General features: G+C 71.2%; 19 protein-coding genes and 1 pseudogene. 8 read left to right on the top strand and 12 right to left on the bottom strand.

The genetic code is table 11. The features are described 5' to 3' along the window. Positions 1–155 precede the first annotated feature (155 nt). On the bottom strand, positions 156–926 hold the full coding sequence (locus MB828_RS00885) for an IclR family transcriptional regulator (protein ID WP_301646489.1): 771 nt from the start codon (positions 924–926) through the stop codon (positions 156–158). After that, entirely contained in the window at positions 923–1,342 is a 420-nt protein-coding gene (locus MB828_RS00880; protein ID WP_046728547.1) for a MarR family winged helix-turn-helix transcriptional regulator, read from the bottom strand. Before MB828_RS00880 ends, MB828_RS00885 begins: the two co-directional genes overlap by 4 nt. Before the next feature lie 214 nt (positions 1,343–1,556). On the opposite strand from MB828_RS00880, the gene MB828_RS00875 reads away from it, so the two are divergent. Genes MB828_RS00875 through MB828_RS00860 form a run of 4 tightly spaced genes read left to right on the top strand, consistent with a single transcriptional unit; the run spans position 1,557 to position 5,335 of the window. Continuing rightward, entirely contained in the window at positions 1,557–2,474 is a 918-nt protein-coding gene (locus tag MB828_RS00875) for an SDR family NAD(P)-dependent oxidoreductase (protein WP_301646488.1), read from the top strand. Next, positions 2,474–3,349 (top strand): amidohydrolase family protein, encoded by an 876-nt coding sequence (locus MB828_RS00870; RefSeq protein WP_301646487.1) that lies wholly within the window; start codon positions 2,474–2,476, stop codon positions 3,347–3,349. The genes MB828_RS00875 and MB828_RS00870 overlap by 1 nt, the downstream gene beginning before the upstream one ends. A 10-nt stretch (positions 3,350–3,359) precedes the next feature. Further along, a complete protein-coding gene (locus MB828_RS00865) occupies positions 3,360–4,865 on the top strand; it encodes an acyl-CoA synthetase (protein WP_301646486.1) in 1,506 nt (501 codons plus the stop codon). Positions 4,866–4,879: 14 nt separating this feature from the next. Beyond that, on the top strand, positions 4,880–5,335 hold the full coding sequence (locus MB828_RS00860; RefSeq protein ID WP_301646485.1) for a MaoC family dehydratase: 456 nt from the start codon (positions 4,880–4,882) through the stop codon (positions 5,333–5,335). Positions 5,336–5,427: 92 nt separating this feature from the next. On the opposite strand, the pseudogene MB828_RS00855 reads toward MB828_RS00860, so the two are convergent. From MB828_RS00855 to MB828_RS00820, 8 genes and pseudogenes are all read right to left on the bottom strand, one after another. Next, positions 5,428–5,601 (bottom strand): annotated as a pseudogene (locus tag MB828_RS00855) (histidinol-phosphatase); the annotation flags it as partial. A 120-nt stretch (positions 5,602–5,721) separates the two neighbouring features. Further along, positions 5,722–7,572 (bottom strand): LamG-like jellyroll fold domain-containing protein, encoded by a 1,851-nt coding sequence (locus MB828_RS00850; protein ID WP_301646484.1) that lies wholly within the window; start codon positions 7,570–7,572, stop codon positions 5,722–5,724. 49 nt (positions 7,573–7,621) lie between these two features. Further along, complete coding sequence (locus MB828_RS00845; RefSeq protein ID WP_301646483.1) at positions 7,622–10,561, bottom strand: glycoside hydrolase family 2 TIM barrel-domain containing protein; 2,940 nt, start codon at positions 10,559–10,561, stop codon at positions 7,622–7,624. After that, positions 10,558–11,478: an alkaline phosphatase family protein gene (locus MB828_RS00840; RefSeq protein ID WP_301646482.1), complete on the bottom strand. Its 921-nt coding sequence runs from the start codon at positions 11,476–11,478 to the stop codon at positions 10,558–10,560. Before MB828_RS00840 ends, MB828_RS00845 begins: the two co-directional genes overlap by 4 nt. Positions 11,479–11,506: 28 nt before the next feature. Then, positions 11,507–12,376 (bottom strand): carbohydrate ABC transporter permease, encoded by an 870-nt coding sequence (locus MB828_RS00835; RefSeq protein ID WP_133028491.1) that lies wholly within the window; start codon positions 12,374–12,376, stop codon positions 11,507–11,509. Continuing rightward, positions 12,373–13,293: a carbohydrate ABC transporter permease gene (locus MB828_RS00830; RefSeq protein WP_301646681.1), complete on the bottom strand. Its 921-nt coding sequence runs from the start codon at positions 13,291–13,293 to the stop codon at positions 12,373–12,375. Before MB828_RS00830 ends, MB828_RS00835 begins: the two co-directional genes overlap by 4 nt. Positions 13,294–13,381: 88 nt before the next feature. Further along, positions 13,382–14,659 carry an ABC transporter substrate-binding protein gene (locus tag MB828_RS00825; protein ID WP_301646481.1) on the bottom strand — a complete coding sequence of 426 codons (1,278 nt, stop codon included), beginning with the start codon at positions 14,657–14,659 and terminating at the stop codon, positions 13,382–13,384. A 113-nt stretch (positions 14,660–14,772) separates the two neighbouring features. Beyond that, positions 14,773–15,825, bottom strand: coding sequence for a carbohydrate kinase family protein (locus MB828_RS00820; RefSeq protein ID WP_301646480.1), 1,053 nt, complete (start codon positions 15,823–15,825; stop codon positions 14,773–14,775). A 127-nt stretch (positions 15,826–15,952) separates the two neighbouring features. On the opposite strand from MB828_RS00820, the gene MB828_RS00815 reads away from it, so the two are divergent. Genes MB828_RS00815 through MB828_RS00800 form a run of 4 tightly spaced genes read left to right on the top strand, consistent with a single transcriptional unit; the run spans position 15,953 to position 22,396 of the window. Next, positions 15,953–16,717, top strand: a complete 765-nt coding sequence (locus MB828_RS00815) for a DeoR/GlpR family DNA-binding transcription regulator (RefSeq protein WP_046728450.1) — start codon at positions 15,953–15,955, stop codon at positions 16,715–16,717. Continuing rightward, a complete protein-coding gene (locus MB828_RS00810; protein ID WP_301646479.1) occupies positions 16,714–18,051 on the top strand; it encodes a 6-phospho-beta-glucosidase in 1,338 nt (445 codons plus the stop codon). The genes MB828_RS00815 and MB828_RS00810 overlap by 4 nt, the downstream gene beginning before the upstream one ends. A 45-nt stretch (positions 18,052–18,096) precedes the next feature. Next, positions 18,097–21,141: an alpha-mannosidase gene (locus tag MB828_RS00805; protein ID WP_301646478.1), complete on the top strand. Its 3,045-nt coding sequence runs from the start codon at positions 18,097–18,099 to the stop codon at positions 21,139–21,141. Positions 21,142–21,145: 4 nt separating this feature from the next. After that, complete coding sequence (locus MB828_RS00800; RefSeq protein WP_301646477.1) at positions 21,146–22,396, top strand: alpha-L-fucosidase; 1,251 nt, start codon at positions 21,146–21,148, stop codon at positions 22,394–22,396. Positions 22,397–22,453: 57 nt separating this feature from the next. Here MB828_RS00800 and MB828_RS00795 read toward each other — a convergent pair whose 3' ends face one another. Then, positions 22,454–24,133, bottom strand: coding sequence for a carbohydrate binding domain-containing protein (locus MB828_RS00795; RefSeq protein ID WP_301646476.1), 1,680 nt, complete (start codon positions 24,131–24,133; stop codon positions 22,454–22,456). Positions 24,134–24,328: 195 nt separating this feature from the next. After that, the gene (locus MB828_RS00790) at positions 24,329–25,450 is read right to left on the bottom strand and encodes an ATP-grasp domain-containing protein (RefSeq protein ID WP_301646475.1); all 1,122 of its coding nucleotides are present in this window, start codon (positions 25,448–25,450) and stop codon (positions 24,329–24,331) included. Positions 25,451–25,549: the final 99 nt, after the last annotated feature.

Here is a 25,549-nt window from a genome sequence, read left to right as displayed (position 1 = left end):
CGGCGGCTTGGCCTGCGCGGTGGTGCGGCTTGTCCGGCGGCCCGTCCGTCCGGCGGCTTGGCCTGCGCGGTGGTGCGGCCTGTCCGATGGCCTGGTCCCTCCGGTGGCCTGGTCCGTCCGGTGGCCTGGTGCGTCCGGCGGGTCGGCCCGCTCGGTCAGGCGGTCTGGGTGGGGTGTTCCGGCTGCCAGCCCAGGGCCCGGGAGATGCCGCGGGCCGCCAGTCGTACCGCCGGGACCAGGGCCGGTACCTGGGCGTCGGACTGGGGCACCACCACCGAGACGGCCGCGGCCACCTGGCCCGTCGTCCCGCGCACCGCGGCCGCCACCGACAGCGCGTCGTCGGTGACCTGACGGCTGCTCACCGCCACCCCGGTGCGCCGTACTTCGGCGAGCGAGCGGCGCAGCCGGACCGGATCCGTGATCGTGTACGGCGTGAACGCGGCCAACGGCCCGGCGCAGTAGTCCTGTTGGAAGGCCGGGGTCTCGTGCGCGAGCAGCGCCAGCCCCACGCCCGTCGCGTGCAGCGGCCAGCGGGCGCCCACCCGGATGTGCACACCCACCGCCGAACGCCCCGACAGCCACTCGATGTAGACGACCTCGGTACCGTCCCGCACCGCCAACTGGACGTTCTCGTGGGTCGCTTCGTACAGGTCCTCCAGGTACGGCAGCGCGACCTGGCGCAGTGCGAGACCCCGGGGTGCCAGGGCGGCCAGCTCCCACAGGCGCAGCCCCACGTGGTAGAGGCCGTCCGTGTCCCGTTCCAGCGCACCCCACGCGGTGAGCGCGCCGACCAGCCGGTGCGCGGTGGTCAGGGAGAGCCCGGCCCGGCGGCTGACGTCGGTCAGGCTCAGCGCGGGATGCGCGTGGTCGAACGCGGCCAGGACCGCCAGCAGCCGGTCGGGCGCGGAGCGGCCGCCGTCGGTCATGGCCGGTCGGCGACGCGCAGCAGCAGGGCGTGCAGGGTCTCCCGCTCGGCGGGATCGAGCGGGGCCAGTAGGTCGTTCGTCACGCGCAGACCGGCCTCGTCGGTGTCGCGCAGGAAGGTCCGGCCCCGCTCGGTGAGGACGACGATCCGGCTGCGCCGGTCGTCGGGGGAGGGGCGCCGCTCGGCGAGGTCCTGCTTCTCCAGGTCGTCGACCAGGCCGACGATCGCGCTCGGGTCGTAGCCGAGCCGGGTGCTCAGCTCCCGCTGGAGGGCGCCCTCGGAGGTGGCGAGGTAGCGCAGTACCGCGTAGTGGCGCAGCCGTACGCCCGACTCCTGAAGGAACGTGTTGAAGGCCTGGCCCGAGCGCAGGCCCAGGCGGTACAGCAGGTACCCCGTGTCCGCGTGCAGCCCGCGCATCCACGGCTCGTCGGCGTCGATGGGGGACGGGTTCTCGGTCTGCTGGCGGGCGATGGCGGGCTCCCTGGTACGGGCCCCGGCGGCGGGGCGGTCGGTGGCACGCATTCCAGCATGACGCACCCGTGGGTAGGCAACAACTATTGACGTCAACAATTATTGCTTTTAGCTTCGATCTCGCAGCCGCACCCATGCGACCCACGTGAAGGGACCAGCCGTGCCCACCATCGATCTCACCGGCAAGGCCGCCGTCGTCACCGGCAGCGGCCGGGGACTCGGCCTCGCCTACGCCCATGCCCTCGCCGCCCACGGGGCCTCCGTGGTCGTCAACGACGTGGACGAGGCCGTCGCCGCACAGGCCGTGAAGTCCATCGCCGAGGCCGGCGGCACCGCCGTCGCCGAGGTGGTCCCGGTCGGCACCGCCGAGGCCGCCGACCGGCTCGTGAACCGGGCCGTCGAGGAGTTCGGCCGCCTGGACGTGCTGGTCACCAACGCGGGCATCCTGCGCGACAAGGTGCTCTGGAAGATGACCGACGACGACTTCGACGCCGTCGTCACCACCCACCTCAAGGGCACCTTCACCTGCGCCCGCGCCGCCGCCGTCCGGATGCGCGAGCAGGGCGAGGGCGGCACGCTGATCCTGGTCGGCTCCCCGGCCGGGCAGCGCGGCAACTTCGGCCAGACCAACTACGCCGCCGCCAAGGCCGGCATCGCCGCCATGGCCCGTACCTGGTCGATGGAGCTGGGCCGGGCGGGCATCACGGTCAACGCGATCGTCCCGGTGGCCGCCACCGCGATGACCGAGACCATCCCCGCCTTCGCCCCCTACGTCGAGGCGATGAAGAACGGCGAGCCGCTTCCGGACTTCCTGCGCAAGGGCGAGGGCTTCGGCACCCCCGAGGACTGCGCCGCCCTCGTCCCCTTCCTCGCCTCCGCGGCCGCCCGGGGGATCACGGGTCAGGCCATCGGCATCGGCGGTGACAAGGTGGCACTCTGGTCGCACCCCCAGGAGGTGCGGGCGGCCTACGCCGACGGCGGCTGGACCCCGGACACCCTGGCCGACGCCTTCCCCACCTCGGTCGGCGCCGAACTCCAGACCGTGGGCATCCCCGCGCCCAAGCTGCCGGAGGCGTGATGGACATCGAGGCACTCACCGCGATCGACGTCCACACCCACGCCGAGGTCTCCTCCCGCGGCCACTCCTCCCTCGACGACGACCTGCACGACGCCTCCTCCGCCTACTTCAAGGTCGAGGGCAAGCGGAAGCCGACGCTCGAGGAGACCGCCGCCCACTACCGCGAGCGGAACATGGCCGCCGTGATCTTCACGGTGGACGCCGAGTCCGCGACCGGTACCGCACCGGTGCCCAACGAGGAGGTCGCGGAAGCCGCGGCCGCCAACTCCGACGTGCTGATCCCCTTCGCCTCCGTCGACCCCTTCCGCGGCAAGGCCGGCATCCGGCAGGCCCGGCGCCTGGTCGAGGAGTACGGGGTGAAGGGCTTCAAGTTCCACCCCAGCATCCAGGGCTTCTTCCCGAACGACCGCGCGGTGGCCTACGGCCTCTACGAGGTCATCGAGGAGACCGGCACCATCGCCCTCTTCCACACCGGCCAGACCGGCATCGGCGCCGGCGTCCCGGGCGGCGGCGGCATCCGCCTGAAGTACTCGAACCCGCTGCACGTGGACGACGTGGCCGCCGACTTCCCGCACCTGAAGATCATCCTGGCGCACCCGTCCTTCCCCTGGCAGGACGAGGCCCTCGCCGTCGCCACCCACAAGCCGGGCGTGCACATCGACCTGTCCGGCTGGTCGCCGAAGTACTTCCCGCCGCAGCTGATGCAGTACGCCAACACGCTGCTCAAGGACAAGGTCCTGTTCGGCTCCGACTTCCCCGTCCTCACCCCGGACCGGTGGCTCGCCGACTTCGCGAAGCTGCCGATCAAGGACGAGGTCCGGCCGAAGATCCTCAAGGAGAACGCCGCCCGTCTGCTCGGGCTGACCAAGCCATAAGGGGCCGCAGATGCGCAACGAGGGACTGGGTTCGTGGCCCGCGCGCCGGGCCCGCAAGACCCCGCACCGTACGGCGCTGGTGCACGACGGCCGCACGGCCGACTACCGCACCCTGCACGACCGCACCACCCGCCTCGCCCACGCCCTGCGCGCCCGGGGCGTCCGCCGCGGCGACCGCATCGCCTACCTCGGCCCCAACCACCCCGCCTACCTGGAGACGCTGTTCGCGGCCGGCACCCTCGGCGCGGTCTTCGTCCCGCTCAACACCCGCCTGGCGGGCCCCGAGATCGCCTACCAGCTCTCCGACTCCGGCGCCAAGGCGCTGCTGTACGGCCCCTCGCACGCCGGTCTGGTCGCCGGGCTCCCCGGCAGCAGCGACGTCCGGACGTACGTGGAAGTCGGCGCCGAGTACGAGGAGTTGCTGGCGACGGCGGCCGACGACCCGATCGACGAGCCGGTCGCCCCCGACGACACCTGCGTCATCATGTACACCTCGGGTACGACCGGCCGTCCCAAGGGCGCGATGCTCAGCCACGGGAACCTGACCTGGAACGCGCTCAACGTCCTGGTGGACACCGATCTGATCGCCGACGAACGCGCCCTGGTATCCGCCCCGTTGTTCCACACGGCGGGCCTCAACATGCTCACCCTGCCGGTCCTCCTGAAGGGCGGCACCTGCGTGCTGGTGGAGTCCTTCGACCCGGCGGCCACCCTGGACCTCATCGAACACCACCGGATCACCTTCATGTTCGGGGTGCCGACCATGTTCGACCAGGTGGCCCGCCAGCCGCGCTGGCCGCACGCCGACCTCTCCTCCCTGCGCATCCTCACCTGCGGCGGCTCACCGGTCCCCACCCCGCTGATCGCCGCGTACCAGGAGCGGGGCCTGACCTTCCTCCAGGGCTACGGCATGACGGAGGCCTCGCCCGGCACCCTCTTCCTCGACGCCGAGCACGCGATCGGCAAGGCGGGCTCGGCGGGCGTGCCGCACTTCTTCAGCGACGTACGGGTGGTACGGCCCGACCTGACCCCGGTGGACGTCGGCGAGCCCGGCGAGGTCGTGGTCCGCGGCCCGCATGTCATGTCCGGCTACTGGGGGCTGCCGGAGGAGACGGCGGCCTCCTTCGCGGACGGCTGGTTCCGCAGCGGGGACGCGGCCCGGGTCGACGAGGACGGTTACGTCTTCATCGTGGACCGCCTCAAGGACATGATCATCTCGGGCGGGGAGAACATCTACCCGGCCGAGATCGAGGACCTGCTCCTCGCCCACCCCGACATCGTGGAGTGCGCGGTCATCGGGGTGCCGGACGACAAGTGGGGCGAGGTGCCGCGCGCGGTGGTGGTCCCCCGCGAGGGCGCCCGCCTCGACCCCGACGAGGTGCTGGCCTCGCTGTCCGGCCGGCTGGCCAAGTACAAGCTCCCCAAATCGGTGGTGCTCGCGGACGAACTCCCGCGCACCGCCTCCGGAAAGCTCCTCAAGTCCCGGGTGCGCAAGCGCTACGGCACCAACTCGTGAGTAAGGAAAGCGACATGAGCGTCACCGTCAACGGCCTCGACGAACTGAAGAAGCTCGCCGGCGGCGACCTGGGCACCAGTGACTGGATCGAGGTCACCCAGGAACGCATCGACACCTTCGCCGACGCGACCGGCGACCACCAGTGGATCCACGTCGACCCCGAGCGGGCGGCCGAGGGCCCCTTCGGCGCCCCCATCGCCCACGGCTACCTCACCCTGTCGTTGTTCATCCCGCTGTTCACCGAACTGCTGGACGTCCAGGGCGTCACCACGAAGGTCAACTACGGCCTGAACAAGGTGCGTTTCCCGTCGCCGGTGAAGGTCGGCTCGCGCATTCGGCTGGCCGCCCGGCTCGCGGAGGTCGAGGACGTGCCGGGCGGGGTGCAGATCGCCGTCGACGGGACGATCGAGATCGAGGGCGGGACCAAGCCCGCGGCTGTGCTGCAGAGCCTTTCGCGGTTCTACGCGTAGGGGCTGGGCCGGTGGGCGCTGACAACGCGCCCCGTCAGGGGCGCGGGGAACTGCGCGATCAGCCCCCACCGGCCCGCAGCCGAACGGAGCGCTCAGTTCACCACGCCCACGAAGATCGGGTTCGAGTAGAACCAGGTGTCCGCCCACGGGTCACCGTTGCCCGGCTCGTGCGGGATCGGGCCGTACGGGTCGACCGAGGCGCCGAGGTAGCCCGTGCCGCCCCGCTTGCCGTCGCTGCCGCGCAGCCGGACGTAGCAGCGCGCGTCGGTGTTGTGGCGACGCGGGGCCCCGTCAACGGTCCCTGCCCCACCACCGCACCAGCGGGGTGGGGCTGGACGCAAACGCAGCGCTACAGCCAGTGGCTCCCGTTGTGCAAGCCCGGTGCTTCAGCGCCGGGTAGTTGACTGGGTCATGAAGGAGGACACGGGCAGCGCCCGGGAGACGATCCGGACGTCGCCGAGGCGGCCGTGGAGGATCTGGTCGATCTTGTCGGCGTAGGTGTAGCCGCCGAGCAGCCAGGGCTCGCCGACCGTGGTGATGCCCACCGCGGCGGCCTTCGGGTTGCGCACGACCGGGCAGCCGTCGACGTACAGGGTCGTGTGCCTGCCGTCGTTGACGACGGCGAGGTGGCACCAGGTCTCCAGCGGTGTCTCCTGGCCCCAGTTGGTGGCGATGCCCTCCTGGTTGAGCGGGCGCATCGCCCACTGCGGCTCACGGTCGTTGGACAGCGAGAGGGTGGCCACCGGCTCGTCCGGGTCGTCGCCGGTCTTGCCGGCGGCGCCCCCGGTGCCCCGGCGGCTGACGACACCGGCCCACGCGTTGTGGCCGGGGTCCCAGTCGGCGGGCAGACGGAAGAACGCCTCGATGGTGTAACCGTCCTCGAACGTGGCCGAGTTGATCGGGGCGCCGGGGACCGTCTGGAGATAGGCGCCCGTCAGCGGCGACTTGTACCCGGTGAACTCCAGGCTGCCGTGGCCCGGCTGGTCCGGGTGGTGGTCCGCCGACCAGCCGAGGGTGCCGCCGCCCACCGTGACCACGGTGAGGTCGTTGCCGTTGCCGGACTGGTCGCGGACCGTGCCGGAGACCGCCGTGTCGAACCGCCAGTAGGCGGCCGTGCCCCGGACCAGCAGCTGCGACGCGGGCCGGGCCGTGCGGGCGGGCACCGGGTCGAAGCCGGCGAAGCGGTCCGCGAAGTCGATGTCCACGGAGAACCGGTCGGCGTCACCGCTGAGTTCGATCTCCTGCCGCTCCAGCTCGTTCAGGCCCTTCCTGGCCCGGCCGAGGATCCACGGCGAGACCGTCTCCACGTCGATGACGTTCCGGTCCAGGTCGAAGTGGTAGAGGCGGATCATCGCCGCGCCGCCGAAGTACCGGTTCTGGTAGTTCGTCAGGTGCAGGTGCACCTCGTTGCCCGCCGCGTTCCTGCGGGTGGCGCGGCCGGCGGGCCAGTAGTGGCCGTTCAGGGTGAGGAAGATCTGGTCGTGCTCGTCGACCAGCTGGTCCCACAGCTGCTGCCCGTACGAGGACAACGTGGAGTCGTCCACGACGAGTTCGTGCGTGGTGAGGACGACCGGCGTCCTCGGGTGGGCGGCGGTGACGTCCCTGGCCCAGGCGTAGCCCTTCGCCGACAGCCGCCAGTCCAGCGCCAGCACCAGCCACTCGCGCCCGGCCGCCCGGAACAGGTGGTAGGTGTTGTAGCCGTCGGGGGAGGCCCCGCCGAACGTCGGCCTGCCCCTGAACCGCTGCGGGCCGAACGTGTCCAGGTAGGGCGACGCGCCACGCTGGTCGTCCGTGGACGACTTGATGTCGTGGTTGCCGGCCAGCACGCTGTAGCCGACCCCGCGCCGGTCGAGGATCCCGAACGCCTCGCTGATCGCGGTGAACTCCTCGACGGCCCCGTTCTGGGTCAGGTCGCCCAGGTGGGACAGGAAGACGATGTTGTCCTCCTCGGCCTGGTCCAGCAGGTAGCGCAGCGACGCCTCGACCGGCGCCGCGTCGATGCTGGGCCCGTCGAAGAGGTACTGGGTGTCGGGCATCACCGCGAGGGTGAAGCGACGGCTCTCGGGGTCGGGCCGCCGGCCGGCGCCGGCGGACGCCTCGGCGGCGTCCGCGACGGCCGGCAGCGCGACCCCGGCGGTGGCGGCGGCACCGAGCAGCGCGGTGGCCCTCAGGAAGTTGCGTCGTCCGGCTCCGGCCTGCGCGGCCTCGCCCTGGGCATGGTCATGCGACGTACACACGTGTGCTCCGTGAGCAATCAGAAGTGTCGGGGAGGGGCGTGGGGGGATCTCAGAGGGCGCGCAGGGTCCAGCTCCAGCGGTGGATGCCCGGTGCGACGAGGTAGGAGGGGAAGGTGTCGGGACCGCACGAGGCCGTGCCCAGGCCCCGGTGCGCGGCGTCGAGGTGGACCACGCAGCCGGCCCGCGGCACGAGTTCGTCGTGGTGCGTGACGGCGGTGAGGTCCTCGGCGCGGTAGCGGCTGACGGAGACCTGGCGGGGTTCGTCCAGCTCGACCGCGAGTCCGGTGGCGTCCGGTGCCGACAGCGTGAACCGCCGTACGCCGTGCCGGCCGCCGCTCTCCTGGGGCCGCAGGTACGGGGTGAACAGCGCGTCCACCGGCAGCCGGTGGTGGCCGACGGGGGCGCCGGCGGCGCGGTCGGGGTACGACTCCCAGGGACCCTGACCGAACCAGTCCAGCACGTCGAGCCCGGCCACCGTCTCGAAGACCGAGCCGACCCGCGCCACGTCGTCGAACTCCGCGGGCAGCTCGGCCGACTCCTCGACCAGGATGCCGCCCTCGACCGGTGTGAACTCCTGCCGGTGCCGTACCACCCCCACGGTGCCGGCGTACTCCGCGACCACCGTCACCAGGTCGCCGTCCCGGCGGACCGAGACCACCTTGCGTACCAGCCGGTCAAGTCCCCAGGCCCGCCAGCGCGGTGCCATGCCGCCGAGTTCGTCGTTGTCGGTGGGCGCCCGCCACAGGGAGAGCGTCGGCGCGGCCGTGAGCAGCGGATGCCGCAACAGGCCCTCGCCGTCCACCTCGACGGCGGGACCCGTCGGCACCGGCTTCCCCGGCGCGTCCGCCGCCCGGATCCTGATCCCCGGGGCGCACACCTCCGTGCCGGCCGGCGCCCACGCCTGGTCCTCGGCGACCGTGACCCGCAGCGTCAGCCAGGCCTCCCCGCCGTCCGCCGGCACCGCGAACGGCAGCGGTACGGCCGCCGTCTCGCCCGGCCGCAGCGCCGGGAGTTCCGCCGGGCCGGTCAGGGTACGGCCGTCGGCCAGCGCCAGCTCCCAGGTGCCCGTCAGCCAGTCCAGACCGCGGAAGTGCTGGTGGTTGGCGAGCACGACGCCCTCGTGCCGGAAGCACCGGATGCGGACCGGCGCGGCGATCTCCCGGTGCTCGTACATCGCGGGCTTGGGGGTGCGGTCGGGGAAGACGATCCCGTCCGCGACGAACGCCCCGTCGTGCGGGCTCTCGCCGAAGTCGCCGCCGTACGCCCAGCGGTGGCCGGGCGCGGCGACACCGTTGTCATACAGTCCGGCGCCCGTGCGCCCGGCCGGTCTTCCGTCGCTCACCCGCTGGAGGATTCCGTGGTCCCAGAACTCCCAGATGAACCCGCCCTGAAGCCCTGGAGTGGACTCGATGGCGGCCCAGTGGTCGGCGAGCGTGCCGTTGCTGTTCCCCATCGCGTGCGAGTACTCGCACTGGATCAGCGGCTTCGTCTGCTCCCCGGACAGCGCGTGCGCCACGCAGTCCTCCAGCGGCGCGTACATCGGGCAGGCGATGTCGGAGGCCACGTCCGGGTCGGCCCAGCCGCGCTTGGCGGCGCCCTCGTACTGGACCGGCCGGGTCGGGTCGTGCCGCCGTACCCAGCCCGCCGCCGCGTCGTGGTTGGCGCCGTAGTCGGACTCGTTGCCCAGCGACCAGATGATGACCGAGGGGTGGTTCTTGTCGCGCAGCACCATCCGTGAGACCCGGTCCACGAAGGCGTTCAGGTAGCGCGGGTCGTCCGCGATCTCGTGCGCGTGGTCGTGGGACTCGATGTCCGCCTCGTCCACCACGTAGAAACCCAGTTCGTCGGCGAGGTCGTACAGCGCCGGGTCGTTCGGGTAGTGCGAGGTGCGGATCGCGTTGAACCCGAACCGCTTCAGCACCACGAGGTCGGCCCGCATGTCGTCGTACGACACCGTGCGTCCGGTCAGCGGGTGGAAGTCGTGCCGGTTGACGCCCCGGACGAACACCCGTTCGCCGTTGACCAGCAGGTCCCGCCCGGTGATCTCGACGTCCCGGAAGCCGACGCGGTGGTACGACGTGTCGGCGACCGTGCCGTCCGCGCGGTGCAGCCGGACGGTCAGCCCGTACAGTTCGGGCTCCTCCGCGTTCCAGGTGCGGACCTCGGGCACCACGGCGTTGATACGGGCCTCGCCCAGGAAGTCGGAGACCCGGTCGTCCTCGGTGTTCAGCCGGTCGAACTCGGCGTCCTGGGCGAGGGGTCGGCCGTCCAGGTCGCCGGTGACGTACCAGCCGTCGGGCAGGGCCCCGCCGGCGTCGCGCACGAGGCAGTCCACCCGCAGCACGCCGTCCCGCCGGGCCCGCACGGTGACGTCCGCGAGCCGGAGCGGGTCGGTCGCGTACAACAGCACCGACCGGGTGATCCCGCCGTGCCACCACTGGTCCTGGTCCTCGAGGTGCGTGGCGTCCGACCACTTGACGACGGTCAGCCGCAGCACCGAACGCTCCCCGGGACGGACGGCACCCGTCAGGTCGAACTCGGCCGCCAGGTGCGAGTCCTTGGAGACGCCGACCGGCCGTCCGTCGACGTGCACGAGGAGCACGCTCTCGGCCGCGCCCACCTGGAGCACGATCCGGCGTCCGGCCCACTCGGCGGGGACGTCCAGCTCACGCTCGTAGACCCCCGTCGGGTTCACGGCGGGGGAGTGCGGCGGGAACTCGGGGAACGGCGTCCGCACGTTCGTGTACTGCGGCAGGTCGTCGGTGTCCTGCACGGTCCAGGCGCCGGGCACGTGCGCCGTCGACCACGCACCGCCGACCGGCGCGTCCGGAGCCGGCAGCAACTGGAAGCGCCAGTCGCCGTCCAGGGGGAGCGCTCCGGAGCGCCGGTCGACGGCGTTCATGGGCAGCCGCCCCCAGGAGGTCACCTCGGGTGCCTCCCAGGGGCGCAGTGCCGTCAGGGTGTCGGGCAGCGGATGCGTGTCGGTCATGACCATTCCGAAGTCGGTGCGGGCGGCGGCAGGACGCGGCCCGGCAGGTTCCAGGCGGGGTCGGCGGGGATGCCGAGGCGGTTCAGCACGGTGGGCGCGATGTCGATGAGCCGGGGTGAGTCGAGGCGGTGCCGGGCGGGTGGTTCGGGCTCGGCGAGGATGACGAAGACCTCCCGTTCGGCGCGGGTGTCGCCGCCGTGGCCGCCGGTGTCGAGATGACCGTGGTCGGTGGTGACGAGGACGGTCCACCGCTCCTCGGCCGGGCGGGCGTCGAGCGCGCCGAGGAGCCGCCCGAGATGGGCGTCCTGGGCGCGGAGGGCTTCGTCGTAGGCGGCGGAGAACGGACCGGTGGCGTGCGCGGCCTCGTCGGTGGAGCCGAAGTACACGAACAGGACGTCCGGGGCGTCCTCGGTGAGCAGGCGCGCCGCGGTACCGGCGACCAGGCGGTCGGCTGTGGTGTAGCCGTCGCTCTCACCGTCGTACTGCACGAGTTGTCCGACGGCCGTGCCGAGGGTGCCGCGGCGGACCAGCTCCGGCCAGGACACCACGGCGGCGGCGCGCAGCCCGGGGCGGGCGGTGACGGCACGGCTCAGGAAGTCGGGGTGACGGGTGTAGTCGGCGCCGGTGAAGTCGTTGCCGGTCACTCCGTGGCGGTCGGGCCACACCCCGGTCAGCACGCTCGACCAGCCGGGCCCGGAGTCGGTGTAGGCCATGCTGGTGGACGGCCCGCCCGGGGCCTGGCCGTCCGCCTCGCCGTACGGCAGCAGACTGGTGCCGTGGGCGCCCTTCGCCATCAGCGCGTGCAGCACGGGCGCCGTGACCGGCGCGAGGGACAGCCGGTCGAAGCGCAGTCCGTCCATGCCCACCACCAGCACCCGGCCCTGGCCGGACCGCGCCGCACCGGCGTCGTACGTCATCACCCGCCCCTTCCGTCGTGATCCCGGTTCAGGTGCCCTGGACCGCTCCCTCGGTGGCCCCGGCGATGAACCCGCGGGCGAAGACCGCGAAGACGACGACCAGCGGCAGCGCGGCCATCAGCACCCCGGCCATGACCATGCTGTAGTCGGTGGTGTGGCCGACGTTGAGCTGGGCGAGTTCCACCTGGAGCGTCACATGGGCGGGGTCGGTGAGCACGATCAGCGGCCAGACGTAGTCGTTCCAGGCGCCGACGAAGGCGTAGATGGCGAGGAAGGACAGCGCCGGCCTGATCATCGGCAGCGCGATGTTCCAGTACTGGCGGAAGAACCCGGCGCCGTCGATGCGGGCGGCGTCGAGGAGTTCGTCGGGTACGCCGTTCTCGATGTACTGGCGCAGCCAGAAGATGCCGAAGGCGTTGGCGAGGGCGGGCGGGACCAGTGCCTGGAGGGTGCCGACCCAGCCGATCTTGGACATCAGGATGAACTGCGGCAGGACCGCCAGTTGCAGCGGCAGCATCATGAACAGCAGCAGCGTGCCGAAGAGCACCTTGCGCCCGGGGAAGTCGAACTTGGCGAAGGCGAAGGCCGCCAGCGAGTCCACGAACAGCACCAGGACGGTGGTGACGCAGGCGACGACGACCGTGTTCAGCATCGACCCGAAGAAGTCGATGGTGTTCAGCACGTGCCGGATGTTCTCCAGCAGATGGGAGCCGAAGGTGAACTTCGGCGGGCTCTTGTAGATGTCCTGCGTGGTGTTGGTCGCCATGACGATCGTCCACAGGAACGGGAAGACCGAGAGGACGACGGCCAGCATGAGCAGGATGTGGGCGGTGAGACCCTTGGGGCGGCGCGGCCCGCGCTTCCCGGCGGCCGGCCGGGTGGTGTCCGCGGTCGTCATGACTTCCTCCCTCGCTGCGTGATGCGCCAGTTGACGGCGACCAGCACGATGATCAGTACGAAGAAGGCCCACACGATGGCCGCGCCGTAGCCGTAGTCGTTGTTGAGGAAGGCCGACTGGTAGAAGTACAGCAAGGTGGTCAGACCGGCCTGGCCCGGACCGCCGAGGTTGGCGTTGGCGGCGTTGTTGGCGAACAGGACCTGGGGTTCGCTGAAGCTCTGCAGGCCGTTGATGGTCGAGATGACGACGGTGAACAGGATGATCGGCCGCAGGATCGGGACGGTGATCTGGAAGAAGGTACGGACGGGTCCGGCGCCGTCCATCTTCGCGGCCTCGTAGATCGACGTCGGGATCGCCTGGAGGCCGGCCAGGTAGATGATCATGTTGTAGCCGGTCCACATCCAGGTCATCAGCAGCGCGATGACCACCTTGATCAGCCACGGGTTGCTCAGCCACGGCACCGGCGAGATCCCGACCGTGCCCAGGATCGCGTTGACCAGACCGAAGTTGTTGCTGAACACCGCGCCGAAGAAGATCGCCACGGCCACGATCGAGGTGACGTTCGGAACGTAGAGGGCGATGCGGTAGAAGCCCTTGAAGCGGCGCACCGAGTGCAGCAGCGTCGCCAGCACCAGGGCGCCGAACAGAGTCGGGACGGTCGACAGCACCCAGATCACCAGGGTGTTGCGGATCGACAGCCAGAAGACCGGGTCCGACCAGAGGAACTTGAACTGCTGGAGGCCCACGAACTGCATGTCGCCCAGGCCGTCCCAGCGCTGGAAGGCCAGGTAGAGCGAGTAGAAGACGGGGAAGAACGAGAACGCTATGAAGATCAGGTAGAACGGCGAGATCGCCAGGTACTGGCGCCAGTACGACAGCGGTCCGCGGCGCCGGGGCCGGGTGTGGCCCGCGGGCACGGCGCGCCGCGGGCGGAACCGGGCCGGGGCCGGCCCGCCGCGGTGTTCGGGCACCGCGGCCGGACCGGTCACCGGAGGGGACGACACCTCAGCTCACCCCCTGCCGCCGGGCGATCTGCTTGGCCTGGCTGACCGCGTCCTTCCAGGCGTCGTCGGGCTTCTTGCCCTTCGCCTCGATGTTGGTCAGCTCCGTCATGTAGGGGGCCATGACGGCGGCGTCCGCGGGTGCCTCGTAGCTGTCCGGGATGGCCTTGGCGGCCGGGCCGAACACGTCGATGATCTTCTGGCCGCCGAAGAAGGCGTCGGGACCCGTCATCGCCGGCATGGCGTAGGCGGCCGGGGCGGCGGGGAAGATGGCGGCGTCGGTGAAGCCGCGGGCGTCGTTGGTGGGGCTGAGGATCCAGCTGATGATCTTGAACGCCTCTTCGGGGTTCCGGCACTGCTGGGGCAGGGCCAGGTAGGAACCGCCCTGGTTGGACGGGCCGACCGGGTTCGCGCAGACCCGCCACTTGCCCTTGGTCCCCGGGGCGGCCTGCTCGATGTCCAGCGCGTGCCAGGCCGCGCCGAGTTCGGTGAGCAGGTTCTTGCCGATGGCCGCGTTCCAGGTGTTGTCGTTGATCTTGGCGTCGATGCCCAGCGTGTACGGGCGGACCGCCGTGGTCCACGCGGCGCGGATGTGGTCCTGGTCGCCGATGAAGTGGTTGTCCTTGTCGATGAACCGCTGGGTGCCCTGACCGACCACGACCGTGAAGACGGCGCCGATGTTGTTGACCAGGTAGGTGCCGGGGTTCTTCTTCTGCAGCTCGGTGCCGAGCGTGAAGTAGTCCTCCCAGGTCTTGACCAGTTCGGCGACCTTGGCGGGGTCGGTGGCCACCCCGGCCTTGGCGAACAGGTCCTCGCGGTAGAAGAGCGCGGTGGGGCCGATGTCGATCGGGAAGCCGATCTGCTTGCCGTCCTTGGTCTGGGCGAGCTTGGTCTTCCAGTCCAGGTACTGCGAGGCGATCTTCTTGAAGCCCAGGTCGTTCAGGTCCAGGAAGCGGGAGGCGTTGGGCAGGAAGGACGCCATGTCCTCGCCCTTGATGCCGGTGATGTCGGGCACCGAGCTGCCCGCGGCGAGGGTGGTGGTGAGCTTCTGCTTGAAGTCGCCGCCGATGGAGGCGGTGGTCAGCTTGACCGAGCTGCTGAAGTGGGTCTTCGCCTCGGCCACCACCTTGTCGCTGAGCGCGCCACCCCAGTACCACAGGGTGAGGTCCTTGCCGTTCTTGGTGCCGCCCGATCCCGACGATCCGCCGCATGCGACGGTGAGACCGGACGCGGCCGCGGTGAGGACGGCGGCCTGGAGGAAGCCTCTACGTGAAAGGTCCACGGGTCACTCCTGTTGTTCCTGTTCGACGTGCCAAGGGGTTCGAGGTGCCAGGCGGTTCGAGGTGCCAAGCGGTTCGAGGTGCCAAGCGGTTGGAGGTGCCAAGGGTTCGGGAGTCAGTGCGGCCGTCCGGAGGCGCGCGGGCCGACGAGCGTGCGGGGGGCGGGCGGGGTCACGGGCGCGTACCGCACCGGCGGGCCGGGGTCGGCCGGCAGCCGGTCGGCCAGGAAGCCGTAGGCGCGCCCGAGGTCGGGGTCGGTCAGCTCGCGCCACCAGCGGTCGACGCCGTACCAGCCGGGGGCCGCCGGCGCCCCGCCGTGGTGGCCGACGGAGAGCCCGGCGGCCAGTACGGCGAACCGCAGCCGCTCCTCCAGGGGCCAGCCGCCGAGGGAGGCGGCCACGAAGCTCGCCCCGAAGACGTCACCGGCGCCCGTCGCGTCGAGCACGTCCACGGCGAGCGCCGGGACCTCGGCGTACTCGCCGGTGTTCTGGTCGACGGCCAGCGCGCCGGCGCCGCCGCGCGTCACCACCGCCACCGGGACGAGTTCGGCGAGCGTGCCGAGCGCGGCCCTGGCGCTGTCGGTCCGGGTGTAGGCCATCGCCTCGGCCTCGTTGGGGAGGAAGGCGTGGCAGAGCGCGAGCTGGTCGAGGAGGTCGCGGGACCACCGCTGGGTGGGGTCCCAGCCGACGTCGGCGTAGATGTGGGTGCCGTTCGCGGCCGCCTTGGCGATCCACTCGCGCGGTTCGGCCTCGATGTGCACCAGGGCCGTACGCGCCTCGGGCGGGTCGCCCATCAGCGCGTCCTGCGAGTACGGCGGTTCCGAGCCATGGGTGACCAGGGCGCGGTCGTCGCCCTGCGCGAGCGAGACGGTGACCGGGGTGGGCCAGTGGTCCGCGATCCGGGAGAGCGAGAGGTCGACGTTCTCCTGGTCGCACAGGATGTCCCGGCAGTACTCGCCGTAGAAGTCGTCGCCGAAGACCGTGGCCAGCGAGGTGCGCAGGCCGAACCGGGACGCGGCCACCGCGAGGTTCGCGATGCCGCCGGGGCCGCAGCCCATGCCGCCCGTCCAGATCTCCTCGCCCGGTGTCGGCGGCTTGCCGAGACCCGTGAGGACGAGGTCGTAGAAGAGCAGCCCGGTCAGCAGCACATCGGGCCTGTCGTCGTCCACGTGCGCAGCCTCTCGTCAAAACTCGTCATTTCGATGACCGGAATCGTGCGCCGCTCCGCGAGATTGGTCAATACCCGAGCAGAACTGAGCATGGATTTGATTGAAGATGACGAGTAGTGTTCGCCGCGTGCTGGCAGAACGACGACATCAACTCATCCTGCGGGCCCTGCGCTCGGGCGGTCCCGCTGCCGTGACCGATCTCTCCGAGCAACTGGGCGTGAGTCCCGCCACGATCCGGCGCGACCTGCTCAAACTGGAAGAGGACGGGCTGCTCACGCGGGTGCACGGCGGCGCCGTGGCGGAGGAGGGCGACCAGCCCTTCGCCGAGGTCGCCGAGGTGCGGGTGGCCGAGAAGGACGCCATCGCGGCGCGCGCGGCGGCCCTGGTCGCCGACGGCCAGTCGGTCCTCCTGGACATCGGCACGACCGCCTACCGGCTGGCCCGCCAGCTGCACGGCCGCCGCCTCACCGTGATCACCAGCAACCTGGTGGTCTACGAGGAGCTCGCCGACGACGAGGGCATAGAGCTGGTCCTGCTCGGCGGCATGCTGCGCCGCGAGTACCGGTCCCTGGTCGGCTTCCTCACCGAGGACAACCTGCGGCAGCTGCACGCCGACTGGCTGTTCCTCGGCACCAGCGGGGTCCGCCCGGGCGGCCAGGTGATGGACACGACGGTCGTGGAGGTACCGGTCAAGCGCGCCATGATCAAGGCGAGCGACAAGGTCGTCCTGCTCGCCGACGCGGCCAAGTTCCCGGGTACGGGCATGGCGAAGGTCTGCGGTCCCGAGGACCTGGACATGGTGGTGACCAACGCGCCGGTCGACCCGGCGACCCGTGCCGCCCTGGAGGAGGCCGGCGTCGAGATGGTCCTGGCAGGAAAGGCTCAAGCGTGAAACTGACGATTCTGGGTGGTGGCGGGTTCCGCGTCCCCCTCGTGTACGGCGCACTGCTCACCGACCGCGCGGAGGGGCGGGTCACCGAGGTCGTCCTGCACGATCTCGACGACCGGCGGCTGTCCGCGGTCGCCCGCGTCCTGGCGGAGCAGGCGGCCGCGGTCCCCGACGCCCCCGCGGTGACCGCCACCACCGACCTGGACGAGGCGCTGCGCGGCGCCGACTTCGTCTTCTCCGCGATCCGGGTGGGCGGTCTGGAGGGCCGCGCCGACGACGAGCGGGTGGCCCTCGGCGAAGGCGTCCTGGGCCAGGAGACGGTGGGCGCCGGCGGCATCGCCTACGGCCTGCGGACCGTCCCCGTCGCCGTGGACATCGCCCGCCGGGTGGCCCGGCTCGCCCCCGACGCCTGGGTCATCAACTTCACCAACCCCGCGGGACTCGTCACCGAGGCCATGTCCCGGCACCTCGGCGACCGCGTCATCGGCATCTGCGACTCCCCGGTCGGCCTCGGCCGCCGGATCGCCCGGGTGCTCGGCGCGAACCCGCGCGAGGCCTGGATCGACTATGTCGGCCTCAACCACCTCGGCTGGGTGCGCGGCCTGCACATCGCCGGCCGTGACGAACTCCCGCGCCTGCTCGCCGACCCCGACCTGCTCGGCTCCTTCGAGGAGGGCAAGCTCTTCGGCGTCGACTGGCTCCAGTCCCTCGGCGCGATCCCCAACGAGTACCTGCACTACTACTACTTCAACCGCGAGGCCGTCCGCGCCTACCAGCAGGCCGAGAAGACCCGCGGCGCCTTCCTGCGCGACCAGCAGGCGCGGTTCTACGAGGCGGTCGCGGCCCCCGGTGCGAACGCCCTGGACGTCTGGGACCGCACCCGCGCCGAGCGCGAGGCCACCTACATGGCCGAGAACCGGGAGACGGCCGGCGCCGGCGAACGCGACGCCGACGACCTCTCTGGCGGCTACGAGAAGGTCGCCCTGGCCCTGATGCGGGCCATCGCCCGCGACGAGCGCACCACCCTGATCCTGAACGTCCGCAACCGCGGCACCCTCTCGGTGCTCGACGGCGAGGCCGTCATCGAGGTGCCCTGCCTGGTCGACGCCAACGGCGCCCACCCGGTCGCCGTCGCCCCGCTGCCCGGCCACGCCACCGGCCTGGTCTGCGCGGTCAAGGCCGTCGAGCGCGAGGTGCTGGCCGCCGCCGAGTCCGGCTCCCGTGCGACGGCCGTGAAGGCGTTCGCCCTGCACCCCCTGGTGGACTCGGTGAACGTGGCCCGCCGGCTGGTCGAGGGGTACTCCGAGGTCCACCCGGGTCTCGCGTATCTTAAGTAGTCAGCCGCCCGGAAAGCGCTTTCCATCCCTCTTCTGGAGACTTCCATGCACGACGAACGCCGCCGGATCGAGGAGCGCGTAGAGCGCCTCCAGAACCAGCGCATCAGGCCCGCGATCTACGCGGCCACCGTCCCCTTCGAGGTGACCGCCTGGCAGGCCCCCGGCGAGCCGGTCTCCTTCGAGGAGGCCGCGGCCGCCCCCTACGAGCCGTTCGCCATGGACACCCCGTGGGGCCCGCCCTGGGGCACCACCTGGTTCCGGATGCGCGGCGAGGTGCCCGCGGAGTTCGCGGGCCGCCGGGTCGAGGCCGTCATCGACCTCGGCTTCGTCGGCGACTGGCCGGGCAACCAGGCCGAGGCCCTGGTCCACCTCGCCGACGGGACCCCGCTGAAGGCGGTCAACCCCCTCAACCAGTACGTGGCGATCGCCAACCCGGCGGCCGGCGGCGAGGTGATCGACTACCTGGTCGAGGCCGCCTCCAACCCGGACATCCTGGCCAACGACTTCCGCGAGCCCACGCCCCTGGGTGACGTGCTGACGGCCGGCGACGAGCCGCTCTACACCTTCAAGCGCGCCGACATCGCCGTCCTGGACGAGGACGTCTGGCACCTCGACCTCGACATCCAGGTGCTGCGCGAGCTGATGCTGGAGCTCGGCGAGCACGACCCGCGCCGGCACGAGATCGCCCACGCCCTCGACCACGCGATGGACCTGCTCGACCTGGACGACATCTCCGGGTCCGCGGCCGCCGTCCGCGAGGCCCTGAAGCCGGCCCTGTCGAAGCCCGCGCACGCCAGCGCGCACATCGTCTCCGGCGTCGGCCACGCGCACATCGACTCGGCCTGGCTGTGGCCGATCCGCGAGACCAAGCGCAAGACCTCCCGGACCTTCTCCAACGTGACGTCGTTGGCGGACGAGTACGAGGAGTTCGTCTTCGCCTGCTCGCAGGCCCAGCAGTACGAGTGGGTCCGCGACAACTACCCGCAGGTCTGGGCCCGGATCCAGGAGTCCGTGAAGAAGGGCCAGTGGGCCCCGGTCGGCGGCATGTGGGTCGAGTCCGACGGCAACCTCCCCGGCGGCGAGGCGATCGCCCGCCAGCTCGTGCACGGCAAGCGGTTCTTCATCGAGCACTTCGGCATCGAGACCAAGGGCGTCTGGCTGCCCGACTCCTTCGGCTACAACGCGGCCTACCCGCAGCTCGCCAAGCTGGCCGGCAACGAGTGGTTCCTCACCCAGAAGATCTCCTGGAACCAGACCAACACGTTCCCCCACCACACCTTCTGGTGGGAGGGCATCGACGGCACCCGCATCTTCACCCACTTCCCGCCCGTCGACACCTACAACGCCCGCTTCAGCGGCGAGGAGATGTCCCGCGCGGTCCGCAACTACGCCGAGAAGGGCGCCGCCACCCGCTCCCTGGCCCCCTTCGGCTGGGGCGACGGCGGTGGCGGCCCCACCCGCGAGATCATGGAGCGGGCCCGCCGCCTGAAGGACCTGGAGGGCTCCCCGCGCGTCGAGGTCGAGCACCCGGACGCCTTCTTCGCCAAGGCCCGCGCCGAGTACGAGGACGCCCCGGTCTGGGTCGGCGAGCTCTACCTGGAGCTGCACCGCGCCACCTACACCTCGCAGGCCCGCACCAAGCAGGGCAACCGGCGCAGCGAGCACAAGCTGCGCGAGGCCGAGCTGTGGGCGACCACGGCCGCGCTGCACGCGCCCGGCTACCGCTACCCGCACGAGAAGCTCGACCGGCTCTGGAAGACGGTCCTGCTGCACCAGTTCCACGACATCCTGCCGGGCTCCTCCATCGCCTGGGTGCACCGCGAGGCCGAGGCCGAGTACGCCCGCGTCGCGGAAGAGCTGGAGGTGCTGACCGCCGAGGCGGTCACCGCGCTGGGCGGCGGCACGGCCCGGGTCTTCAACACCAGCCCCTACGCCCGCGCCGAGGTCGTCCGCGACGCCGCCGGCACCCCGGTGTACGTAGAGGTCCCGGCGAACGGCAGCGCGCCGCTGACGGCCGCCGCCAAGGCCCCGTCGCCGGTCACCGTCGACGGCCGGGTCATCGACAACGGGCTCGTCCGGGTGGAGATCGCCGAGGACGGCACCCTGTCGTCCGTCCGCGACCTCCGCGCGAACCGCGAGGTCCTCGCCGGCCAGGGCAACCTGCTGCGCCTGCACACCGACCTCCCGAACTACTGGGACGCCTGGGACGTCGACAAGCACTACAAGAACCGCTACACCGACCTGCTGGACCCCTCGGAGATCACCGTCGTCGAGGCGGACCCGCTGCTCGGCTCGATCCGTGTCACGCGCCCCTTCGGCAACGGCTCGACGATCGTCCAGACGGTCACCGTGCGCGCCGGCAGCCCCCGCATCGACTTCGAGACGGACATCGACTGGCACGAGGCCGAGAAGTTCCTCAAGGCCGGTTTCCCGGTGGACGTCCGCGCCGCGCACTCCTCCGCCGAGATCCAGTTCGGCCACGTGCAGCGGCCCACGCACACCAACACCAGCTGGGAGGCGGCCCGTTTCGAGGTCTCAGGCCACCGCTGGGTGCACGTCGGCGAGCCCGGCTACGGCGTCGCCGTCATCAACGACTCGACGTACGGCCACGACGTCTCCCGCACGGTCCGCGAGGACGGAGGTACGACCACCACGGTCCGCCTCTCCCTGGTGCGCGCCCCGCGCATCCCGGACCCGGGCGCCGACCAGGGCCGGCACCGCATCACCTACTCCCTGCTGCCCGGCGCGGACATCGAGGACGCGGTCGCGGCCGGCTACGCCCTCAACCTCCCGCTGCGGGTGGCCGACGCGGCGGGTGAGCCGGAGCCGGTCGTCTCGGTGGACGGCGACGGCGTGACCGTCGAGGCGGTCAAGCTCGCCGACGACGCCTCCGGCGACGTGGTGGTCCGGCTGTACGAGTCCCGGGGCGGCCGCGGCCGGGGTGTGCTGCACACCGGTTTCGCGCTGGCCGGCGCCCAGGTCACCGACCTGCTGGAGCGCCCGCTGGAGGACGCGGCCGCCGACGGCGACTCCGTCACGGTGGAGCTGCGCCCCTTCCAGATCCTCACCCTCCGGCTGCGCAGGAGCTGACCGCATGGCCATGCAACCGTGGTTCACCGACGCCAAGTTGGGGATCTTCGTGCACTGGGGCATCTACGCCGTCGACGGGGTCCAGGAGTCCTGGTCCTTCTACGACGACATCGTGCCGCACGAGCAGTACATGTCCCAGCTGGGCCGGTTCACGGGCGCCGCGTACGACCCGAAGGCGTGGGCGGACCTGTTCGCCCGCGCCGGCGCCCGGTACGCCGTGCTGACCAGCCGTCACCATGACGGAGTGGCCCTGTGGGACACGGAGTTCGGCGACCTGAACCTCGGCACGGACTACGTCGGCCCGTACGCCGACGCCCTGCGCGAGAAGGGGCTGAAGGTCGGCCTGTACTACTCGCACTCCGACTGGAACCACCCCGACTACGCGTCCACGCGCAAGCCGGGCCGCCCGCCGGAGCAGGAGGACAACCGCTACTCCGAAGTGGCGGCCGAGGAGGAGGACCTGGCCGCCTGGGAACGCTTCGTCGCCTACCGGAACGGTCAGATCACCGAGTTGGCCTCCCGGTACCGGCCGGACCTGATGTGGTTCGACGGGGAGTGGGACCGCAGCGAGGAGCAGTGGCGGATCCCCGAACTCGCCGCGCTGATCCGCTCGTACGTGCCGCACGTCGTCTTCAACGCGCGCATGCTCAGCGAGGGCGACTACGCCACCCCCGAGCAGGGTGCCCCGGTCGTGCCACCGGACGGCCCCTGGGAGCTGTGCCTGACCATCAACGACTCGTGGGGGTACCAGCACCACGACCACAACCACAAGTCGCTCGCCCAGCTGATCCGCTACTTCACCGAGACCATCGGGGGCGGCGGCAACCTGCTGCTCGACGTCGGCCCCATGGAGGACGGCACCATCCCGCAGCCGCAGGTGGAGCGTCTGGAAGGGCTGGGGGAGTGGATCCGCCGGCACGCGGAGGCGGTGTACGGAACCGGCCGCGGGCTGCCGGCCGGGCACCACTACGGGCCCAGCACCCTCTCCGCCGACCGGCGCACCCTGTACCTCACCCTGTTCGACGCCCCGCGTGCCGAGATCGGCGTCCGCGGCCTCGCCACGAAGGTCAGGAGGGTCAGCGTGGTGGGCAGCGGCACCGAACTCGGCCACCGGGTGGTCGGCGGCCTGCACGAGGCCGTCGGCGTGCTCTGGATCGACCCGCCGGCCGCGGCCGACCTCGACCCGTACGCCACCGTCCTCGCCGTCGAACTGGACGGGGAACTGGAGCTGTACCGCGGATCCGGGCGGTTCTAGTCGGCTGAGGCGTGGGGGTACCCGGTCCAGGTACCCCCACACCACGGCTTTCGCTGCTCAGCCGGTGAAGCCGGCCGTGATCGAGGTGAACTGCCAGTTGCTCTGGCTGATCCCGGAGCAGTTGCTCACCACGCCGCCGCCCGCGCAGCCCCGGTCCCGGTTGACGGCCCAGAACGCGAGCCGGGCGATGTGGTGCGAGTTCCCCCAGTCCCGGATCTGGGTCCAGATCGCCGGGGTCGTGGTCTCCTGCTGGTCCGACAGGCCGTTCATGCCGGAGATCCCGATGTGCGCGTAGGCCGTCGCGTCGTCCCAGCCGAACGTGGACTTCAGCTTGGTCTTCAGACCCTCGGCCGCGGAGACCGTGTTGCCGTACATGTCGGAGCCGCCGCCGAAGTCGAACGGCATGATCGTGAAGACGTCTATGTCGGCGCCGATCGACTGGGCCTGCTCGATCAGCCGGTTGCCGTAGTACGTCGGACCGGTGGTGGACGTCCCGAAGGTGACGATCGTCCTCAGTCCGGGGTTGTTGGCCTTGACCGTCTTCAGCGCGGTGAGGATCCTCGCCTGCACGGCCTCGTTCTCGAACTCGTCCGTGTTCTCGATGTCCATGTCCACGGACTTGAGACCGTAGGCGCTGATCACCTTCTGGATCGCCCCGGCCAGCGCGCTCGCGGAGGAGCAGTTGGCGCCGAGCTTGCTGCCCTGCCAGCCGCCGAACGACGGGGTGATGTCACCGCCGGCCGCCCGGATCTGGTTGATCGCGGTCTGGTCGACACCGCCGGTGAGCGCCCTGCTGCCGTCCCAGGCCGGCGTGCAGCCGCCCGAGTCCAGCACGAAGGCCATGGTGAAGTTCTTGATGCCGGTCGCGCTCATCACGGTGGACGGGCTCGGCGGGTCGCCCCAGCCCTCGAAGAGGTAGGGCGCGGCCTGCTTGAAGCCGGTCCCGCCTCCGCTGCCCGCGTTCGTGGTCACGGACACCGCGTTGGAGGCGGCCGACACGTTCCCGGCCGCGTCCCGCGCCTTCACCGTGAAGGTGTACGCCGTGCTCGCGGCCAGCCCGCTCACCGTGGCGGAGGTCCCGGAGACGCTCGCCACCTGGTTCGACCCGCTGTAGACGTCGTACGCCGTCACGCCGACGTTGTCCGTCGCGGCCGACCACGAAAGGGACACGCTCGACGAGGTCTTCCCCGTCGAGGTGAGGTTCGCCGGCGCGGTGGGCGCCTGGGTGTCGGAGCTGCCGCCGGGTCCGTCGAGGCTGATGTCGTCGGCGTAGTAGGTGCCCTGCCCGTACCACCCGTGGAGGTAGATCTGGGCGCTGGTCTGGGAGGCGCCGGTGGTGAACGAGACGGTCAGCTGGCTGTACTGGGACGCCGACGTCGTCCAGGTGGAGGCACCGCCGGTCACCCCGAGGTAGACGTACGAGCCGCGCACCCAGCCGCTGAGCGAGTACGTCGTGTTGGGCTGCACCGCGACGGTCTGGGTGCATTGCGCGTTGTCGCTCGAACTCACGGCCCCCGCAAGGGCCTTGGAGCCGCCGTGCACCGGTGAGGAGACCACCGAACCGAGGTTCCCGGTGCAGGACCACGGTGACAGACTTCCCGATTCGAAGCCGGGGTTGGACAGGATGTTGGCCGCCTGCGCGGTACCGGGCAGCGCGATGGCCCCGGCGAGCGCGAGAGCGGCGGACCCGAGCAGGGCGAGTATCCGGTGTCTGGAACGTCTGAGTGAGTTGCGCACACGATCTCCCTGAAGGAATGGGGGCGTTCGGGAGTGCACGAAGGTGCGGGCACAGGGGTGCGCAACCAAGTTGGTATGGACCAATCCACCTGTCAAGGAGACAGACATGAATTGGTCCATACCGGTGAGATGATGTACTCAGGGGCGCGAGGAACTGCGCGACCAGCCACAGCGGACCCGCACCCGGCCGACGACCTAGAGCGGCAGCACCGCGGCCGCAGCCTCGACCGGCTCCACCTCCACGGGCAACGCCGGTGCCAGCACCACGTCGGCCTCCTCCCGTGCCACCGGCACGGACGGCAGGACGGGCTTCGGCCCCGAAACCACCGCGTAGTCCTGCCCCAGGAACGGCGGCTCGATCACCCCGGGGTCCTCACCCAGCGCCAGCTGCACAGCCGCCCACGGCGCGTTGACACCGCACAGCGACAGCTGGTGCAGCCCGCCCGCGGGGCGCGTGTTGACGTCGAGCAGCACCGGCTCGTCGCCGAACATGCGGAACTGGATGTTGGACAGGTAGTGCAGCCCGAAACCCTCGGCGATGATCCGGGCCGGCTCCAGCCACCGCTCGTCCAGCGTGAAGCCGCGCCGGCGGCCCTTCTTCGTCCGGCCCACGGCCAGCCGGATCCGGTTGTCCGGTCCGGTGAGGCAGTCCACGGACACCTCCGGCTCCTCCAGCCGAGGCATCACCAGCCAGTTCACCGGCTGCTCGGCCCGCCGCAGCGCGTCCACGACCAGGTCGAGCTGGACGTGCGGCCCGGGGAAGCCGTTGAGGTGAAAGAGCGAGAAGGGGGCGCGTGTGATCACGCGGAAGCCGACGCCACCCGCACCGGTGGCCGGCTTGAAGCACGCCTTGTGGCCGTCGGCCTCCAACTTCTCGACCGCTTCGACCAGTTCGTCGGCCGTGCGGACCCGCGACCACGGCGGCACCGGGACCCCGACCGAGCTGACCGCCTCGTAGGCGGTCGCCTTGTCCTCGAAGACCGCGGTTCCCTCCGGGGTCGGCGCCAGCAGCGCCGTACCGACGGCCTCGAAGTCCGCCCGGTGGGCCACGATCGCCGACTGGTGCAGCCGGGGCACGAAGACATCGATGCCACGGCGCTGGCACTGGTCGAGCGCGTACTCGACGTAGCCGGCCGGGGACAGGCCCTCCGGCTCCAGGTCGGCGGTGTCGGCGGCGGCCAGCACGGGGGAGTCGGCGTCACCGTGCGTCGCATGGATCTCGACCGCCCGGTCGCTGGGATTTCTCCGCAGCTGATCCATGAAGAACACGTTCTCCGCGTACGTGCGGTTGAGCCAGACGCGTACGCGAGAGCGCATTAAAGCCGCCTTTCGGGGTTTTCGGGCAGGGGTCAGCGGGCCCGTGCCCGGGCAGGGTGGTTGGAGGGTCACCAAACCGCCCTGTACGAAGGGAAGTTC

The organism is Streptomyces arenae (genome assembly GCF_022343545.1).
In the GTDB taxonomy this organism is placed as follows: domain Bacteria; phylum Actinomycetota; class Actinomycetes; order Streptomycetales; family Streptomycetaceae; genus Streptomyces; species Streptomyces humi.
This window is presented reverse-complemented; position numbering and strand designations above follow the sequence as displayed.